The organism is Varibaculum massiliense, from assembly GCF_900106855.1.
GTDB lineage: Bacteria > Actinomycetota > Actinomycetes > Actinomycetales > Actinomycetaceae > Varibaculum > Varibaculum massiliense.
Genome location: NZ_FNWI01000004.1, coordinates 1,096,483 through 1,113,528 on the forward strand (window position 1 = coordinate 1,096,483; position 17,046 = coordinate 1,113,528).

Genomic DNA, 17,046 nt, shown 5'->3' on the forward strand with positions numbered 1-17,046 from the left:
CTTCACTAACTTGTTACCGGCAGCCCGGTTATTGGTGTTAACCTAGCGAATCCAGGCTTCCCCGGCTGCTACCCGGCGCGCTGCCAAGTCGCGGCAAGCCGCCCTATCTAGGTTACCTTGCAGGTCAGTGGGGATTTTATCTACGAGGACGAGGGCTCGGGGGGCGTGTGCCCGATCCAGTTGCCCGGTAACTAGGGAACGCACCAACATCGCTAAATCGGTGGACGGTTCGGATTCATCTTCGGTAGGCACCGTGGCGCTATGGGGTTGGTCGCCACTGTCAGGGCGTTTGCGTCCCCCCGTAATCTCAGTTGCCGCGATTTCCATTTGCTCTAAATCTCCGTCCAGATCCTCCGGTAAAGATACTGGCTCCAGCGCCGAGGTGCCCGGAGCTGGGAGGACAATGTCACCCTCTTCGCTGGGGTTAGCGGTTCCCCGCGCTACCTCATAGATTCCGGCCGGCAGTTCCCCGGTTTCTGCGGCGGCAACCACATCCACTTTGGCTCCCCTAATCTTCGCCGCCATTGCCGCCATTGCGGCTTCCAAGGGAGTCAACTTGGGTTCTTCTTCGTCTTCCTCGGGCAGTCCGGCTAGTTCCCGCACCCGCTCCGGATCAATTTTCACCGGTTTTAACTGGGGAAATAGCGGTTTATCCTCGGTTTTAACCTCTAGGTTATGCCGCGGGTTAAGTAGCTGCTCGGCAACATCGGGTGCCGGCTTGATGACTGCAGTAACCAGGGAACCCCACTTGGGGTCGGGTACCCCCACCACTACCACTTGTTCCACCTGGGGCAGATCCTGAATCACTCGCTCTACCAGGGAGGCCTGAATCCGCACTCCGGCAGTGGCAATCACATCGCGTACGCGCCCATCAACTACCAGCTGTGACCCGCGTATATGTCCGGCGTCTTTAGTGCGTAACCAACGCTTGCGTCCTCGGGAAATAAATTCTACTTCTCCCGGATCTGCCAAATAGCCGGTCATCATACAGATTCCGGACAGCCAAATCCGATCCCCGATAGTGGCCACGTGTACGCCCGCCACCGGTTTGCCATCTAGCACGCAAAGACCGCAGGATTCGGGAATCCCGTAGCCTTGCACGATACTTATTCCCGCCTGCTGTGCGGTACGTGCCAAGTGATCGCGGCTGGTCAACCCGGTAACTATCAGTTTGGAAACTGCACTTAGCTCAGTGCGTTGAGCGGGGGGAACCTCCAGTAACTCCGCCAGTTGTTTCTTAGAAATCTGTAGATAAATAGGGGCATCATCTTTTTGGGAACGATCTTGCGCCCTTTGAACTGCCCGAATTATTTCCACGGCGCTGGCGGGTTGGGTCTTCGCGGCGATTATCGGCGGGATATTGACCGCGATTGCTCGCGCCAGGGTCATAATCCCGTCTATCTCGGTGACCGGAGCGGTGAGAATCCAACGTCCTGGTCTGCCAACTGCAGAGTTCACCGCTTCTGCCATACCTTTTATAGTCAGCTGGGAGTAACAGATTACCGCCCCTCCTGCGGGAGCCGGCAACGCTATAGCAGCTGCTTCCGGTACTTGTCGGCGAAGGGTTTCGTACTCTTTAAGTTCCTGGGGAAAACCGCTGACCTGGGGGAAGGGGAAGAGGATTTGTTTTCCTCTTAGCCGCGGGTTGCGCAGATTTTGCGGGGAATCATCCGTGCTTCCCATATATTTAGCCAGTGTCGAAAGCAGCGTAGAGACATCCGCCGAGGAATCACCTATCGGCAGGTAATGAAAAGGAGAAAGGATTTCCATTGCGACTTCCTGAAAGTAAAGTAGTGTCGAATGCTATTCTAGCCTGTCATCAGCTTAGAGTTCTTAAAGCAGCCTAACCAAAATTATTATTAAAGCTGCAGTACGTAGCAAAATGCTACCTGTGACATATAAAAAAGATTAGGTTTCTTCCATTTTTTAGGTATAATGAAGGGAGCCGGTCGCTCCGGCTATTTTAGGGGAACGTGTGTCAAGATAACCCCTAAACGATAACCTAGAGTCGGTTTCGCAAAAGCGCAGGAGGGAGCGCGCGGAACCGGCTCTAGGCATTTAATCCAGTAAAATCTCTGCTACTTGGGTTAATACCTGGGAAGCGCCGCCAGACACCCGCACGTCCGCAAGGGAGTCGGCGGCCGTGGGTCCCCGGTTAATCACCGCTACCTTGGCGCCAGTTCCCCAGGCCTCCCGCAACACCCATAGCCCGGTTAGCACCGCCAGGGAAGTTCCCACTGCCAGCACTACGTCCGCTTCCCGCGCAGCCGCGAAAGAACGATCCATCGCTTCACCTGGCAAGGCTTCCCCGAAAAACACGATTCCCGGTTTAATAATCCCACCGCAACGCGGACAAGACAGCAGGTTGAACTGGCAAGCACGCGCTGCCTGCTCATCGGCTGCCGCTAACACTGCCACGTTTTTAGGATCAGGGTCGTCTTTTACGTCCGGATTAAGTTTACGTAGCTCCTGGTCAATATGTTCGCGCGAAAACACTGCTCCACAGCCCAGGCACTGGACTTCCTCGAAAGTGCCGTGCAGCAGCTGCACATTCTTACAGCCTGCCTTGCGGTCTAGGCCGTCTACGTTTTGGGTGGCGATACAGTTAATTAGCCCTGCCTCCTCCAGACGCGCTAAAGCCCGATGCCCCGGGGTGGGCTGCAGCCGCGCCACGGTTTTCCAGGTTTCTTGATTGCGCCGCCACACCCATTTTTGCCAATAAAGCTCGCCTAAGAACTGATCCATATCGACGGTGGGCATCCCGGAAGAACCGGTGCCGCGATAATCCGGAATCCCGGCATCGGTGGACATTCCGGCTCCCGCCACCACAATCGTTTTCTTCTCCGCCATTAAATCCGCTATGGCGCGGGCTCCCGCTTTTTCTTCCTCAATGAACTCGCTCACGTTTTGCCTCCCGCCCTCAGACTACCGCGTTTAGAGGGCGATTACCGAGGACGCAACCAGCATTAACGGGGCGTGCGCTTTATATAACCCTAAAAATTTGCTGGTTAACTGGGTAAGTTTTAGCTATTGTCAATAGGAGTAACCTATTTGCCGCCTAACCCCGCTACAATTGGGGAAGGCAATTTTAGATGCCGTCTGCAAGAAAGGAAGGGCACCACCGTGAGGCCAGTACATATTCTGATTCTGCTCCTGGTGTTAATCATTGTTTTTGGAGCCTCGAAGCTGCCCGACATTGCCCGCAATATCGGTAAATCTGCGAAAGTTTTGAAGTCTGAACTTTCTGATCTCAGCGAAGATGACAATACCAAGCAGGTAGCGGCAGGGACTCAGAACCCCCAAATTTCTGCTACTCCTTCTTCTCCGGCACCGACGCAGGGTAACGTCCAGACTTCCTCACCGGAAGTAGCTAGCGGACAGTCCGACACCGCGGATTCGCCGGAAACCAAATAGTTCCCTAACCCGATGCCGGGACAAAAAAAGAACAACCCGCAAGCCCGCATGCGGGTAACTGAACACCTGCTAGAACTGCGAAAACGCTTACTACTGGCGCTGGCAGGAATTTTTGTCGCCGCGATTGGCGGCTGGTTCTTAGCTACTCCTACCTTGAACTGGATGCAAAAACCGCTGCAGGAAGTAAGTGGGCAAGCCCCGCAACTGAACTTCCAGACGATTGGTGCCGCCTTTGATATGCGGATTCAGGTTTCCCTCTGGCTCGGGGTATTGATTTCCGCGCCTTGGTGGATTTTCCAGATTGGGGCTTTTATCGCTCCGGGATTAAAACGCAAAGAAAAAATCTATATCACCAGCTTTGGTTTAGTCGGAATCCTACTTTTCAGTGGGGGCGCCCTCTCCGGAATTTGGGTGATTCCCAAAGCGGTTTCGATTCTGAATTCTTTCACCCCGAACGGCTCGGTCATGCTGCTGCGAGCCGACTCCTATATCACCTTCTTTATGCGCATGGTGCTGGCGTTCGGTCTTTCCTGCCTCGCGCCCGAAATCTTAGTGGCGCTCAACTTTGCGGGAGTAATGAAAGCCAAAACCATGTTGAAAGGTTGGCGTTGGGCAGTAGTAATTGCCGCGGTGTTCTCGGCAGTCGCCAATCCCCTCCCCACTGCCTGGCCGATGATTGTGCAGATGATGGCGTTGATTGGTCTTTATCTGTTAGCGGTAGCAATCTCCGCTATCAACGACTGGGTTCGAGCCGGAGGTAGTCTGCGCGGCAGCTTCAGCAAAATTCGGCGAAAGCGGAAAGACAATGATGCTACTTCCGCTCCTAAGCAATAATCTGGGGAGGATTTCCGCGTGTGTTTTTCCTGCCCTACGCCCTCGGAAAACAAAGCTCTAACCCAGGCTATCTTCCCTGGTATCGTTAAGGTTTGAGGCAGAAAGAGGAACCTTGAACCATTCACGGATAAGCGAAAGGGGAAGCTGATGTCCAGCCACACCAAAAAGGACGACCCCGAAAAGATGGCGCAAATGCATCGCTGGTTAGAAGCGGTGCGCACCCAGCTGCAACTCCAGGAGGATCCGCTTAAGGATGTGGAATCAGAGCTGCTTTCTTTGATTGGAACGGTAGCGCATGGCCCTTCCCGCCCGGGGGCACCTTTAACCGCCTTTTTAACCGGATATATGACCGGTAAAGGCGCTAACGCCCAGGAAATTATTGCGCAGTTACAAAATTTAGCGAAAAACTGGCAAGACTAGATATTTTGCAAGTAACTCATAGCGGAGGGAGGGATGATGCACGCTAATTCCGAGAGGAATGAGCCTTCACCGCGCCTGCTTGACCGTTGGGGACGAGCAGCCGCAGACCTCCGCCTATCGGTTACCGACCGCTGTAACTTACGATGCAGCTACTGCCTACCCGAGGACGCCGCCACCTGGATTCCCCGCCAGGATTTACTGACGTCCACCGAGTTTGGGCGTCTTGCGCAAGTGGCACTGTCACTAGGGATTCGTAAAGTTCGCCTGACCGGAGGCGAACCCCTGTTGCGCCCCGATTTAGAGGAAATCATCCGCCAGATTCACCAGGCGTTTACGCAGGCGGGCGTGCCTGCCGATATCGCGCTCACTACTAATGCTATCGGTCTAGCTCCCCGGATAGATTCACTGGTCGATGCAGGTTTAGGGCGCATCAATATTTCTTTGGATACCTTGGATCCCGACCGCTATCACGCGCTCGCAAAACGTGACCGTTTTTCCGAGGTGGCAGCGGCTTTGGAAAAGCTTCCCGGTAGCGGCTTAGAGCCTATAAAACTTAACTCGGTGATTTTAAATCAACAGTCCCTAGAGGAAATACCTGATCTGGTTCGGTTTGCGCTGCGGCGCGGTTTCCAATGGCGGGCAATAGAGTTCATGCCCATTGGCCCCCTGGGGGATTCGGCAGCTTCGCGCCCTAACGCCCGCGATATCTGGCGAAGCCTGCAAGAATGCTTTTCGCTTACCCCGATTGAAACTGACCCGGCGGCTCCGGCGCGGCGCTGGAACGTGGCGGCCAGCAGTGACCACCCCGCCGGGATTATCGGGATTATTGCCTCCGAATCCGCGCCTTTCTGCGCGACCTGCGACCGCACCCGCCTGTCAGCTAATGGCAGAGTCTATCCTTGCCTGTTTTCTATGGCATTTGTCGATTTACTTGCTCCTTTGCGCCAAGGTGCCTCTAATGGCGAGCTGGCTCAACTTTGGCTCGCTGCCCAGGCAGATAAACCTGCTGGTCACCGCGAAATATCGGCGGGACGCAGAACCTATTCCCTTTCTCAGATAGGAGGATAATCCGTGGTCACGGTACGTTTTTTCGCTGGCGCTGCCCAGGCAGCAGGAGTTGATAGCGCACAGGTTACGGCAGCTGCCAACCAAACTTTGCGGGAAATCGCCCAAGCAGCCAGCAGTAACGACTTATCCCCGATTTTGGAGGTTAGTTCTTTCCTAGTCGATGGCGCCCTCGCCGATGGCGACACTCCCCTCGGCGAATCTGCCGCCAATGGACAGCTAGATGTACTCCCGCCCTTCGCAGGGGGTTAGGAGTAGCACCCGAATGTGCGCGGGAAATAAGTTTTATCCGATCAGGTTAGGCGGGCGTAAAAATCGAAAAATAACGTGGTTATTTTTCGATTTTTTGGGCGGGAGGAAAAACTTATTTTCCGCGCAAGGGTCGGAACCGGAAAAAGACACGGCAGCAATGACAGTGCCCAAGCGGATGTACCTACAGTAATTTTTCCATTAGGGGCAGATAGCGTTCCCACGCCGGATTTTCTTCTTTCGGCTGTATTTCAGCACTGAATTGTGGTTCCCAATTTTGCCCGGGTATTTCCCCAGCAACAATCGCCGCCTGACGGGCGGCTCCTTTGGCAACATATTCGCCGGGTTCTGGTAGACGTAACGGAATCTGCAAAATGTCAGAAAGTATCTGCGCTAAAACCGTTGATTTTGCCGCTCCCCCAATCAGCATCGCTTTATTTACTGTGACCCCACCAGCTCGCACAGATTCCAGCGCAGCACGCATGTGGCAGGCTATACCTTCAAATGCAAGACGGGCGAAATTCTCTTTAGTCATTGCCCCGGGAGTCATCCCGAAAATACTGGCTGTTGCTTCAGGAAGATTCGGGGTACGTTCCCCGGCAAAATAGGGCAATAAAGTCATTCCTCCGCATCCGGTTTCACCCTTGGCGGCGAGCTCATCGAGTTCAAGGTAGTTAATCCCTAAGATTCGGCAGAAGTAGTCTTGTATTTGCGAACCGTTGATAGTACAGGCGAGTGGTAACCACTTTCCGGTGGCATCCATGAAACCGGTAACTCCGCTTTTCGAATCCCGGAGGGGATGGCCAGCTACTGCCGCCACTACCCCGGATGTTCCTAAAGAAAGCGAAGCCTCTCCCTCCTGAAGGTTAAGCCCCAAAGCCGCACCGGCGTTATCCCCACACCCAGGCCCTAAAATACCCCCACCGAACTCTGCGCTGGCGTTACCTACTTTTTCGAAGGGATCTGCAATGCGCGGCAGGATTATTTTTCGCGCTTCTTCTTCGGATAATCTCAGCGCATGAGCCAAAATGTCATAGCGATAGGATCCGTCCTCACAATCCACATAACCGGTTCCAGAGGCGTCCGAGCGGTCTGTTACTAGGTCACGTAAATCACCCGACCCCCGAATTTTCCAGGTCAGCCAATCATGGGGCAAACAAATTGCCGCGATCCGGTTTAAGTTTTCTTTTTCATGATCAGCTATCCACCGCAACTTGGAAACCGTAAGAGAAGCAACCGGAACGGAACCTACCGCCTGAGCCCAGAAATCCGCCCCTTTTTCTTCGATTAATGCCGCTGCGCTTGCTGCTGACTTGGTGTCATTCCAAAGCTGCGCTGGTCGAATCACTTTTCCGGCTTCATCAAGTAACACCATGCCATGCTGTTGTCCTCCAACCGCGAGCGCGGTGACATCATTGAGACCGCCAGCCTGGGCAGATGCTTCACGAAATGCTTCTAACCAGGAACTAGGTGCTACTTCAGTCCCTTCGGGATGAGGCGTTTTCCCTTGTCGGACAATTTTCCCAGTTTCTACTTCGATTACCAGAACTTTACAAGATTGAGTTGAAGAATCTATCCCAGCTACTAAAGTCATTTTTCTCCTACAGAGTATGGAGCGTGCATATTCGCCCTTCACTGGGCTAGACAACTCCGTCTACATTTACTTTGTTTTAGTTTCAAACATAGTCTATTTGGGTACCGAAAGTTGGTCAAGACTATTTACGCAGTACAGCTATATGACATAACTCACTTTGCTAAGCATTTTATTAATGTGCTAGCCTTTGTTTTGTCATAAAACAAATAGTCGATCTCTGGTTCGGGTGTAAATAAAACACACTTACCGATGGGCTCGTACGAGGAGGTACTTAAATGTCAGATTTATGGAAAACGGATACTATTCCCTTTGTTGGAAACGACGATCCACGACAAGGACTAGGATTCCACTACTACCAACCGGACAGGGTTGTCGCGGGGAAGAAAATGTCAGAATGGCTACGCTTCGGGGTCGCCTATTGGCACAGCTTCCAACAGCGGTTGGTGGATCCCTTTGGCGAGGGAACCGCGCAACGCCCCTACGACTCTCTTACTGACCCCCTGGAGCTGGCGTTAGCCAAAGTTGATTATTCCTTCGAGTTTTATCAAAAACTGGGTGTTGAATACTTCTGCTTCCATGACCGCGACATCGCTCCCGAAGGCGACACCTTACGGGAAACTAATCAAAACCTGGACAAAGTAGTTGACCGGATTGAAAAACGTCAGCAAGAAACCGGAATAAAACTTCTTTGGAACACTTGCAATTTGTTCACTAATCCGCGGTTCCAAGCCGGGGCAGCTACTTCCCCCTTTGCAGATGTATTCGCCTACTCGGGCGCCCAGCTTAAACACAGTTTAGAAATTGCAAAACGTTTGGGAGCAGAAAACTACGTGTTCTGGGGTGGGCGTGAAGGCTACGAAAACCTGTGGAACACAGATCTAAAGCGCGAACAAGACCATATGGCCAGCTTCTTCCATGCCGCTGTGGATTACGCGAAAGAGATAGGTCTTGACTCTCAATTCCTGATTGAACCGAAACCGAAAGAGCCCACCACTCACCAGTACGATTTCGATGCCGCCACCAGCATTGCGTTCCTCAAGACCTACGGCTTGGACGACAGCTTCAAACTTAACTTAGAGGGCAACCACGCTAACCTTGCAGGGCATAGCTATCAGCACGAAGTCCGAGTTGCGCGTTCTGCCGGGATGCTCGGCTCTCTGGATGCCAACCAAGGGGACAAACTATTAGGTTGGGATTTGGATGAATTTCCCTCCGACCTGTACGAAACTACTGCAGTAATGTGGGAAGTACTTTCCGAAGGAAGCATCGGTCCTCGCGGCGGTCTCAACTTCGACGCGAAACCAAGGCGTAGCTCTTACACCGAGGAAGATCTATTCGCCGCACATATCGTGGGGATGGACTCCTATGCGGCTGGTCTACTGGTTGCCGCCAAGCTAAAAGAGGATGGCTTCATCGATGAAATCCTACAAAAACGCTATTCCTCCTTTGACCAGGGAATAGGCAAGAAGATTGAGGACGGTCAGTTTACTTTGGCCGATTTGGAGGAGTATTCCCTAGACAAGACGCAATCTGAACTGATGAATGCTAACGAACCTGGGGAACTAGAAACCATCAAGGCTACTTTGAACAACTACTTGGTAAAAGCTCTCGCTGACGCCTAGTTATTAACTGACATCTAGTCACGCCGGTTGGGTTCAGACAAAATGTCTGAACCCAACCCCACTCTCAATAACCGAGTTCCCAAAAGGAACTTACTAAAATAGCTCTACAAGCTGCGAAGATGCGGCAAATAATCGGTGATAAAAATGCGAAAAAATAAAATTTCTATGACTTTCGTGTACCTGTTCGGTTCCCTAGGAGGACTACTCTTCGGATATGATACCGGCGTTATTTCAGGTGCAATTCTATTTATTCAAGACCAGCTCCACCTTGATGCCTGGGGTCAAGGTTGGGTAGTTAGCTCCGTCTTACTAGGGGCAGTAGTGGGGGCCGCCGTAATCGGTCCCCTATCTGACCGCTATGGGAGACGTCGCCTCATCCTCCTGGCTTCCATAATTTTCTTCGTTGGTGCCATTGGATCCGGCATCGCATCCGGGGTTGCGGTGCTGATTATTTCCCGTCTAATCCTCGGTTTGGGAGTAGGAACCGCCTCCGCTCTAATTCCCACCTACCTATCGGAAATGTCGCCAGTTTCCAAGCGCGGTTTCATAACCGGTTTGTTCCAACTGATGGTGATGACCGGGATTCTGCTGGCATACATTACCAACTACGCTTTTGCTGGTTTCTACACCGGTTGGCGTTGGATGCTCGGTATCGCAGCGCTTCCCTCGGCCATTTTGTTCATTGGGGCATTGATCCTACCTGAAAGTCCTCGCTACTTAGTTAAAGTAGGTCGCCCTGAAGTTGCAAGGCGCTATTTGAACGCTATGTATAAAGGCGACGAAACCGAAGTCGAGACAAAAATTAAGGAAATTCAGCACCAGGTTGATATGGAAGAAGGTACCTGGAGCGAACTGTTTGGCAAGACTGCCCGTCCAGCCCTGGTAGCAGCCATTGGCTTGGCGATTTTCCAACAGATAATGGGTTGTAATACCGTACTTTATTACGCCCCCACTATCTTCACTGATGTCGGGTTTGGGGTTTCGGCGGCGTTAATTGCACATATCGGAATCGGCGTTTTCAACGTGATAGTGACCGTAATCGGAATTTGGTTAATGGACAAGATTGACCGCAAGAAAATGCTTATTGGAGGAGCTGTCGGCATGGCGATTTCTCTATTAGTAATGAGCATCGGCATGCATTTTTCCAGCCAATCGCATACCGCAGCGTATATTTGCGCGATTGCGTTAACGATTTACATCGCCTTTTTCTCAGCAACTTGGGGACCGGTCATGTGGGTAATGATTGGGGAAATGTTCCCCCTAAATATCCGCGGTATCGGAAACTCCTTCGGAGCGGTCATTAACTGGGGTGCCAACTCCGTGGTGTCGCTAACCTTCCCCTTCCTCCTCAACTTCTTTGGGACCGGTAGCTTGTTCTTCGGATACGCGGCGGCTTGTGTACTGGCAATTTGGTTTGTACACAGCAAGGTTTTCGAAACCCGCAATCGCTCCCTGGAGGAGATTGAAGATGGTCTACGCAAGGGCAACCTAAAATAGGAGTCGCATAAAACAAAATAAATTTTTATCAATCGCCACCGAACTGGCAGAATAAATATAGCTGTGAAGCAAAGTATTACCAGTTCGGTGGCATTTTTCCTATGCTCTATTTCAAGGAGTGATAAATGAGACCTGGGAAAAACGCTCATACAATCAGAAAAGAAAATCTGCTTCTTATTCTGGAAAATGTTTTGGGGGCAGACAGATTCGTATCGCGAGCGCAGGTCGCACAAAGGACAGGATTAACTCGAGCCACGGTCTCTCGCCTAGTAGATGAGTTAATTGGTTTAGACATTCTTACTGAACTCGATCCGGTTCGCACCACAATCGGGAGACCATCTGCACCACTGGTTGCTAAAAGTGGCACTTTTTGCGTTGTGGGTATTGAAGTTGCTTTGCAATATATTTCGGTAGTGGTTACAGATTTGTCTGGCGCGGAACTCTATAAAGTTTCACAACCGATTAACGCTCGATTATCTGATCCAAAAGTAATACTAGGGCGCTGTGTGCAGATGCTAGAAGAGTGGAAAGCACCCACAGAAGTTCGTATTGCTTCAATAATAATGGCTATCCCGGGTCTAGTTTCAGACGCTAAACATCGAATTGTAACCGCGCCAAACTTGGGCTGGATTGACATTGAAATTACAGATTTTTTTACCTCCCACAAATATGCTGCTACCCCGCTAACAGTGGTAAATGAGGCGGATGCTTCCGCGTATTCAGTGCTGTATAAAAATCCTGGTCAAATTGGCGATACCTCCGATTTCCTGTATTTATCGGCTGGTGTAGGGGTAGGTGCGGCATTGATATATGAAGGTCGTTTATTTAGTGGACAGCACGGATGGGCAGGAGAAATCGGTCATATATGCGTAGATACCAGTGGCCCAAAGTGCAGTTGCGGTTCCAATGGATGCCTAGAACAATACGCCGGATTAGACGCGATGCTTACTCGCGCGAATCTCCCCTTGGATGAGTCGGTAGATCCCCTAATCGAACAGATGGTTAGGGGAAACACTCAAGCTCGAAAGACTGTTGATTTATGCGCGAAATCCCTGGGAACCACGATCGCGAACGTACTAAATCTTTTAGATCTAAACACTGTGGTCATGGGTGGTCACTTCGCCCAGCTCTTTGACTATATGGAAGTGATCCTCATGTCGGAGCTGAAATACCGATTACTATCCTCCAGGTGGTCCAGCATAACCGTAAAACCGGGACAGCATGGAACTTTCACCGCCGCGCAGGGAGCGTGCCTGATGGGATTTGAGCGCTTCCTTAACCATCCGGAACTCTGGGTTAAACCGTAAAAGCTGCGCTAACAGCGCTAGCACCCGGGCGGATTTATGCCTCAGGACAAACGGAAAATCACATTCCAAGGATTCGGATACGCACCAGCTCACCAATCTACAACTAATTCTTTTTTCGAGACTGGTCAACCTGTCCTCGGCAAGGGTCGCGGCCGGTAAAAGATACGAGAGGGGCTTGAGCTGAGCCCCGCGAAGCTCACGGGGTCCCCGGAGTGCTTTTACCGAGCCAGACCCGAAACTTAGGGACAGTTTGACCAGTGGTTACTTCCATTGGTGAAGTATTGATCCTTCCAAATCGGCACCTGCGCCTTAATCTGGTCAACGATTTCGGCGCTCACTTTGAAAGCAGCGGCGCGGTGGGGTGCGTCCACCACTACTAGCAGCGCGGTTTCTCCGATTTCTAGGCGCCCTATCCGGTGGCGCACGAAAACCGCATCCAAACTTTCAACGCTAGTGCCAGCAGCCTCCGGGGAAAGCGCGTCCTCGCCCTCGGAAAGGACAATCTGGATGGCGTCCCGGACGGCTTTAAGCAGAAATTTTTCGGCCTCCGGATGCGCGGAATAAATCAGGTGGGTCACTTCTTGACCACCATCATGATTACGGACGCAGCCATTGAACACCACTCGGGCGCCGGAAGTGGCGGGAATATCCGCTACCCCCGGGAACAAACCTTGATCTACCAGGGATTTTTCTGTAATTTTTACGTCCAATAGCATCTGTCACCCTCCTGAAGCGCTCTCCCGGTAGAGTATAAAGCAGTAGTTAGGGGAAAGGACGCGGATGGTTTCCGAACGTGATCGCCTCACCGCCACTGTGGACGGGATAGGTGAGTGCGGGATTGATTCTTTGCAGGCCGCGCGGGTTTTGGTAGTAGGCGCAGGGGGTCTGGGTTCTCCGGTCTTAGCGTATTTAAGTGCCGCCGGGGTGGGTACCCTGGGGATATCTGACCCTGATCGGGTGGAACAATCTAATTTGCAGCGTCAAGTGATCCATCCCGCTTCTAGCTTGGGCCAGGTGAAATCGGTGTCCGCCGCGGCCACCGTACATACTTTGAACCCAAATGTGCGGGTGCAGTTAGAACCGAAGATCACTGCCGACAATGCCCGCACGATTATTAGCGCTTATGACCTGGTGATTGATGCCACCGATAATTTTTCCGCAAAATATCTGTTGTCGGATACTTGCGCCGCGGCGGGCCGGCCGCACCTGTGGGGAACTCTAGTGGCCATGAACTTCCAGATTTCGGTATTCGCAAACGGACTTACCCTGCGCGACCTGTATCCGGTGGCGCCTCCGGAGGGAACAACCCCCACTTCTCGAGTAAACGGCGTGCTAGGAGCGGTTTGCGGGCAGGCCGGATCTATTTTGGCGACTGAAGCTATCAAGATGATTGTGGGAGTAGGCGAACCGCTCATCGGCAAACTTTTAATCGTGGATGCGGCCAGCGGGAAATGGAACGTAGTACATTTTGGGGGATCAAAGGCTAATGGACATACTTCCTCCGGAAAGGATGAATAATCATGAAACCGGTAGATGAATACCTCGGGCAAGTGTTAACGCAGGTAAAGCCGCTTCCGCCCACAGTAATGACGGTGACCGAGGCTTTGGGAGCCACTTTGACGGAGGATGTGTTTGCCCGTTTCCCGGTGCCGCCTTTTACTAACTCCGCCATGGACGGGTTCGCGGTGCGCGCCCTCGACCTGCCGAGCGTCCTCGAAAATAATGAAACGCCAGGAGCTTGCGGGGGCGAAAACCGTGCTGAGGACGATTCCCCGGGGGCGGGGAGCAAGAACGACTTGCCCAGCGCCCCGGGAGAGGATGGGGCCAAAAAAACTTTGCCCTTAACTTTGCCGGTTCAAGCCGATATTGCCGCTGGTGATAATGGGGATTATCAGCTTAGTCCCGGGCATGCTATCCGGATTATGACTGGCGCGCGGATGCCGGCTGGCGCCGATACCGTGATTAAAGTGGAGGACACTACTCTGCCGGCTGGCCCGCTTGACCTGCCGAAAGAGGTCACGATTGAGCGTTGCCCGCGCGCGGGTGCGAACGTGCGTAAGGCGGGCGAGGACGCTGCGGTGGGAGACCTGGTGTTAGCGGCCGGAACAGTCCTTACTCCCGCAGGGCTGTCCTCTGCAGTCTCGATTGGTTATTCGGAGCTGCCGGTTTATCGCCGTCCGCGAGTAGCAGTAATCTCTACCGGATTGGAGCTGCGTCCGGCGGGAGCCAGCCTAAAGGGAGCGCAAATCCCGGACTCGAATTCGGTGCTGCTAGAGGCGTTACTACGCCGCCAAGACGTAGTCGTATCGGGGGTTTACAGTTCCGATGATGAACCGGAAGTGTTTGCGAAAACCTTGCAGCAGGCCGCCCAAGGTGCGGATTTAATTGTCACCACTGGCGGAGTGAGCGCTGGCGCCTATGACGTGGTCAAAGAGGTTGGCTTATCAGGAGGATTAGAGTTCACAAAAGTTGCGATGCAGCCGGGTAAACCACAAGGATTCGGCACGATTCCAGCTCCTGATGGGGCCGATGTCTATGTGGCAACTTTGCCGGGCAATCCGGTAAGTGTGTTTGTGTCATTCCACGTGTTTGTACGCCCGATTCTGGCGGCTTTGGCTGGTAAAGAGGGACGCGCCGCGCTGCAAACTCGCGCCGCCACTACTACAGTCGCTTGGAAATCCCCTGCCGGTAAACGCCAATTCGTGCCGGTACATTTAACCGAGGCAGGGCGGGTTGGGGACACCCCCACGGTTACCCCTACCCACCGTCTGGGGGCGCGTTCACACTTTGTGGCTTCCCTTCATCAAGCGAATGCGCTGGCTATCGTGCCGGAAGACGTGACTGAAGTGGATCAATGGAGTCTGGTAGATGTGTTGCCCTGTTAGGGACACATTTATCCTGAAGTATCACGGTCTGGACACCAGAAAACAAGGAGCAGTAATGAAAAACGAGGACCCGCAAGCTTTACCCCACCTAAACTCGGCTGGTCAGGCGCACATGGTGGATATTACTGGCAAACAACCGACGGTGCGCCAGGCGCGGGCGCGCGCCTTTGTGCAGTGCTCACCCCAGATCATGGCAGCCCTGCGCGCCGATGAAGTCCCGAAAGGGGATGCCTTAGCGGTGGCACGTATCGGGGGAATCGCCGCCTCCAAACGTACCCCCCTGTTGTTGCCTTTGGCGCACCCGATTGGGGTGCATTATTGCGCGGTCGATATTCAACTGGCTGAGGACGGGGTCGAGATTCTCGCTACCTGCCGGACTGCCGATCGCACCGGAATCGAGATGGAGGCACTTACCGCGGCATCTGTCGCCGCTTTGAACCTGATCGACATGGTGAAAGGGGTAGACAAAATGGTTTCTATCCGCGAATGTTACGTCCTGGAAAAACGGGGAGGACGCTCCGGCACTTGGGTGCGTCCCGGATGCGAGCAGGAAGTGGCGAGTCGGGACGTGAGTCATGGCTAGTTCCTCGCAGTATCTAAATGGGGTGATTATGCTGGCGGGCGGGACTGGCAAACGCCTAGGCGGACGCAGCAAACCCGATTTACTAATCGCCGGGAATCGCCTAATTAGCTGGACTTTATCTTTCCTGCCGGAAGTTCCCACAGTAGTGGTAGCCCCCAATAATGTTGAAGTTCCCGAGCAGGTTTTCCTAACCATGGAGGAGCCTCCCGGCTCTGGTCCTGCCGCCGGCATTGTTGCTGGTTGGCGCAGGTTAGCTAACTCTTTTGTGTTTTCTCCCTCCGATATTATCGGGGTTTGCCCCGTGGACGCTCCCCTGGCGGGTTTCGCCCTGCGGCAGCTAGGTAGAGAACTGAAGGAACATAATGAGGAAGCAGACGAAAAAGAAAAAATACTCTTAGGGCAGGTGGGGGAAGTTACCCAATACGTTCTGGGAGTGTTTACCGTGCGGGCGCTGATGGAGATGGCGCGAGCGAATCCCTTAAACCGTTCAGTGCGCGGATTGCTAGGCGAAATCGGGTTTGCCACCCGCGAGATTTCCCCTGACTATGCCCACGACGTCGATACGCCGGCAGATATTCCCCCGGTAACCGAGCTGCTACGCATCTCCCGCTAGCGAGGCAAGGACACCGGATCAGGTCGAGCGAGGGAGTAGATTGTCCCTCCTGCCCAAGAATTCGGAAAACGTAGCGCCGTTTTCCGATTTCTTATGCCCACCGCGCCTGCTCGGAACAATCTACTCCCCCGCTACAGCTTGTTATCCCTCGGTAGAAACCCACCTCTGCAAGCTAAGCGTATTTTTCCCTTTTCGGTTACCGAAGGCATCCGTTGCGCGGGGAGAAGTTTTATCCGATCAGGTTAGGCGGGCGTAAAAATAGGAAAATGACTTGGTCATTTTCCTATTTTTTGGGCGGGAGGAAAAACTTCTCCCCGCGTCTCTGGATGATTGGCTTACCGGTTAATCCAGGGGGAAGGATACCGGATCTAGCTGCTCTAATAGGTGGGGCAAGAGCGGGCCGAGGACGCTTAGGGTGTCGCGCACTCCGCCTCGTGAGCCGGGTGCATTGGCCACGATCGCACCTTCGGCGCCGCGAGCGGTGATTCCTACCAGGCCACGCGAAAGCGAAGCTAGTGGGGTGGCTTTTAGACCCTGCTGACAGATTTGCCAAGCAATCCCATCCAGGCGTGCCTCCAGCAAGGGGGCAGTGGCTTCCGGCGTCAAGTCCCGTTCGGTAATCCCGGTGCCTCCGGTAGTGATTACTACCCGTGCCCCCTCAGCAATGGCCGCGCGAATCTCGTTTTGGACGGATTCGATTCCATCGCTTACTACCCGCACCCGATTTACGTCGATTCCGTACCCAGCCAAGAGTTCTTGCGCCAAGGGTCCCGACTTATCTGGACGCTCTCCGTTTTTACAACGATCCGACACAGTTATCACCGCACCTGCGGCGCGATCACGTAATTTTTGCAGTTTTTTCTCTTTTAAATGCGCATGCGGGTCCGTTGGCAAGGCAAAATCCTCCTACTAATTACGCAAATAAAAGCTTGCGATTACCTGGATATGTTCCCTAAAAACGGG

The 17,046-nt window shown here is 53.0% G+C and carries 17 protein-coding genes; 12 read left to right on the plus strand and 5 right to left on the minus strand.

Annotation, left to right across the window (positions count from 1 at the left end):
• Positions 1–42: 42 nt before the first annotated feature.
• The gene (locus BQ5456_RS04945; protein WP_071129023.1) at positions 43–1,770 is read right to left on the minus strand and encodes an AMP-binding enzyme; all 1,728 of its coding nucleotides are present in this window, start codon (positions 1,768–1,770) and stop codon (positions 43–45) included.
• A gap of 288 nt (positions 1,771–2,058) precedes the next feature.
• Positions 2,059–2,850 (minus strand): SIR2 family NAD-dependent protein deacylase, encoded by a 792-nt coding sequence (locus tag BQ5456_RS04950; RefSeq protein ID WP_071129932.1) that lies wholly within the window; start codon positions 2,848–2,850, stop codon positions 2,059–2,061.
• 273 nt (positions 2,851–3,123) lie between these two features.
• On the opposite strand from BQ5456_RS04950, the gene tatA reads away from it, so the two are divergent.
• The 5 genes from tatA to BQ5456_RS04975 all read left to right on the plus strand — a co-directional run bounded on the left by tatA (position 3,124) and on the right by BQ5456_RS04975 (position 5,985).
• Complete coding sequence (gene tatA / locus BQ5456_RS04955; RefSeq protein WP_083378369.1) at positions 3,124–3,414, plus strand: Sec-independent protein translocase subunit TatA; 291 nt, start codon at positions 3,124–3,126, stop codon at positions 3,412–3,414.
• 12 nt (positions 3,415–3,426) lie between these two features.
• On the plus strand, positions 3,427–4,248 hold the full coding sequence (gene tatC, locus BQ5456_RS04960; protein ID WP_071129025.1) for a twin-arginine translocase subunit TatC: 822 nt from the start codon (positions 3,427–3,429) through the stop codon (positions 4,246–4,248).
• Between the two features lie 147 nt (positions 4,249–4,395).
• Positions 4,396–4,668 (plus strand): DUF6457 domain-containing protein, encoded by a 273-nt coding sequence (locus BQ5456_RS04965; protein ID WP_071129026.1) that lies wholly within the window; start codon positions 4,396–4,398, stop codon positions 4,666–4,668.
• A 33-nt stretch (positions 4,669–4,701) separates the two neighbouring features.
• Positions 4,702–5,736: a GTP 3',8-cyclase MoaA gene (moaA, locus tag BQ5456_RS04970; protein WP_205407857.1), complete on the plus strand. Its 1,035-nt coding sequence runs from the start codon at positions 4,702–4,704 to the stop codon at positions 5,734–5,736.
• Positions 5,737–5,739: 3 nt separating this feature from the next.
• Entirely contained in the window at positions 5,740–5,985 is a 246-nt protein-coding gene (locus BQ5456_RS04975) for a ubiquitin family protein (RefSeq protein WP_071129027.1), read from the plus strand.
• A 181-nt stretch (positions 5,986–6,166) separates the two neighbouring features.
• On the opposite strand, the gene BQ5456_RS04980 is transcribed toward BQ5456_RS04975, so the two are convergent.
• On the minus strand, positions 6,167–7,576 hold the full coding sequence (locus BQ5456_RS04980) for a xylulokinase (protein WP_071129028.1): 1,410 nt from the start codon (positions 7,574–7,576) through the stop codon (positions 6,167–6,169).
• A 275-nt stretch (positions 7,577–7,851) separates the two neighbouring features.
• Here BQ5456_RS04980 and xylA point away from each other — a divergent pair, with 275 nt between their 5' ends.
• The 3 genes from xylA to BQ5456_RS04995 all read left to right on the plus strand — a co-directional run bounded on the left by xylA (position 7,852) and on the right by BQ5456_RS04995 (position 12,002).
• Positions 7,852–9,198 carry a xylose isomerase gene (xylA, locus tag BQ5456_RS04985; protein ID WP_071129029.1) on the plus strand — a complete coding sequence of 449 codons (1,347 nt, stop codon included), beginning with the start codon at positions 7,852–7,854 and terminating at the stop codon, positions 9,196–9,198.
• Between the two features lie 144 nt (positions 9,199–9,342).
• Positions 9,343–10,695, plus strand: a complete 1,353-nt coding sequence (locus BQ5456_RS04990) for a sugar porter family MFS transporter (protein ID WP_071129030.1) — start codon at positions 9,343–9,345, stop codon at positions 10,693–10,695.
• A 125-nt stretch (positions 10,696–10,820) separates the two neighbouring features.
• Positions 10,821–12,002, plus strand: coding sequence for an ROK family transcriptional regulator (locus tag BQ5456_RS04995; RefSeq protein ID WP_071129031.1), 1,182 nt, complete (start codon positions 10,821–10,823; stop codon positions 12,000–12,002).
• A gap of 239 nt (positions 12,003–12,241) precedes the next feature.
• On the opposite strand, the gene BQ5456_RS05000 is transcribed toward BQ5456_RS04995, so the two are convergent.
• On the minus strand, positions 12,242–12,718 hold the full coding sequence (locus tag BQ5456_RS05000; RefSeq protein ID WP_071129032.1) for a molybdenum cofactor biosynthesis protein MoaE: 477 nt from the start codon (positions 12,716–12,718) through the stop codon (positions 12,242–12,244).
• A 64-nt stretch (positions 12,719–12,782) separates the two neighbouring features.
• Between BQ5456_RS05000 and BQ5456_RS05005 the strand changes: the two genes are divergently transcribed.
• Genes BQ5456_RS05005 through mobA form a run of 4 tightly spaced genes read left to right on the plus strand, consistent with a single transcriptional unit; the run spans position 12,783 to position 16,083 of the window.
• The gene (locus tag BQ5456_RS05005; protein WP_071129033.1) at positions 12,783–13,520 is read left to right on the plus strand and encodes a HesA/MoeB/ThiF family protein; all 738 of its coding nucleotides are present in this window, start codon (positions 12,783–12,785) and stop codon (positions 13,518–13,520) included.
• A gap of 2 nt (positions 13,521–13,522) precedes the next feature.
• A complete protein-coding gene (locus BQ5456_RS05010) occupies positions 13,523–14,887 on the plus strand; it encodes a molybdopterin molybdotransferase MoeA (protein WP_071129034.1) in 1,365 nt (454 codons plus the stop codon).
• A gap of 55 nt (positions 14,888–14,942) precedes the next feature.
• Complete coding sequence (moaC, locus tag BQ5456_RS05015; protein ID WP_071129035.1) at positions 14,943–15,470, plus strand: cyclic pyranopterin monophosphate synthase MoaC; 528 nt, start codon at positions 14,943–14,945, stop codon at positions 15,468–15,470.
• A complete protein-coding gene (gene mobA / locus BQ5456_RS05020) occupies positions 15,463–16,083 on the plus strand; it encodes a molybdenum cofactor guanylyltransferase (protein ID WP_071129036.1) in 621 nt (206 codons plus the stop codon). Before moaC ends, mobA begins: the two co-directional genes overlap by 8 nt.
• Positions 16,084–16,425: 342 nt before the next feature.
• Here mobA and BQ5456_RS05025 read toward each other — a convergent pair whose 3' ends face one another.
• Positions 16,426–16,977 carry a MogA/MoaB family molybdenum cofactor biosynthesis protein gene (locus BQ5456_RS05025; RefSeq protein WP_071129037.1) on the minus strand — a complete coding sequence of 184 codons (552 nt, stop codon included), beginning with the start codon at positions 16,975–16,977 and terminating at the stop codon, positions 16,426–16,428.
• Positions 16,978–17,046 lie beyond the last annotated feature (69 nt).

Bases quoted from the DNA above. Each gene is read 5' to 3' on its own strand.
- BQ5456_RS04945 (WP_071129023.1), bottom strand. From the start codon at position 1,770: ATGGAAATCCTTTCTCCTTTTCATTACCTGCCGATAGGTGATTCCTCG.
- BQ5456_RS04950 (WP_071129932.1), bottom strand. From the start codon at position 2,850: ATGGCGGAGAAGAAAACGATTGTGGTGGCGGGAGCCGGAATGTCCACC.
- tatC (WP_071129025.1), top strand. From the start codon at position 3,427: ATGCCGGGACAAAAAAAGAACAACCCGCAAGCCCGCATGCGGGTAACT.
- BQ5456_RS04965 (WP_071129026.1), top strand. From the start codon at position 4,396: ATGTCCAGCCACACCAAAAAGGACGACCCCGAAAAGATGGCGCAAATG.
- moaA (WP_205407857.1), top strand. From the start codon at position 4,702: ATGATGCACGCTAATTCCGAGAGGAATGAGCCTTCACCGCGCCTGCTT.
- BQ5456_RS04980 (WP_071129028.1), bottom strand. From the start codon at position 7,576: ATGACTTTAGTAGCTGGGATAGATTCTTCAACTCAATCTTGTAAAGTT.
- xylA (WP_071129029.1), top strand. From the start codon at position 7,852: ATGTCAGATTTATGGAAAACGGATACTATTCCCTTTGTTGGAAACGAC.
- BQ5456_RS04990 (WP_071129030.1), top strand. From the start codon at position 9,343: ATGCGAAAAAATAAAATTTCTATGACTTTCGTGTACCTGTTCGGTTCC.
- BQ5456_RS04995 (WP_071129031.1), top strand. From the start codon at position 10,821: ATGAGACCTGGGAAAAACGCTCATACAATCAGAAAAGAAAATCTGCTT.
- BQ5456_RS05000 (WP_071129032.1), bottom strand. From the start codon at position 12,718: ATGCTATTGGACGTAAAAATTACAGAAAAATCCCTGGTAGATCAAGGT.
- BQ5456_RS05005 (WP_071129033.1), top strand. From the start codon at position 12,783: ATGGTTTCCGAACGTGATCGCCTCACCGCCACTGTGGACGGGATAGGT.
- BQ5456_RS05010 (WP_071129034.1), top strand. From the start codon at position 13,523: ATGAAACCGGTAGATGAATACCTCGGGCAAGTGTTAACGCAGGTAAAG.
- moaC (WP_071129035.1), top strand. From the start codon at position 14,943: ATGAAAAACGAGGACCCGCAAGCTTTACCCCACCTAAACTCGGCTGGT.
- mobA (WP_071129036.1), top strand. From the start codon at position 15,463: ATGGCTAGTTCCTCGCAGTATCTAAATGGGGTGATTATGCTGGCGGGC.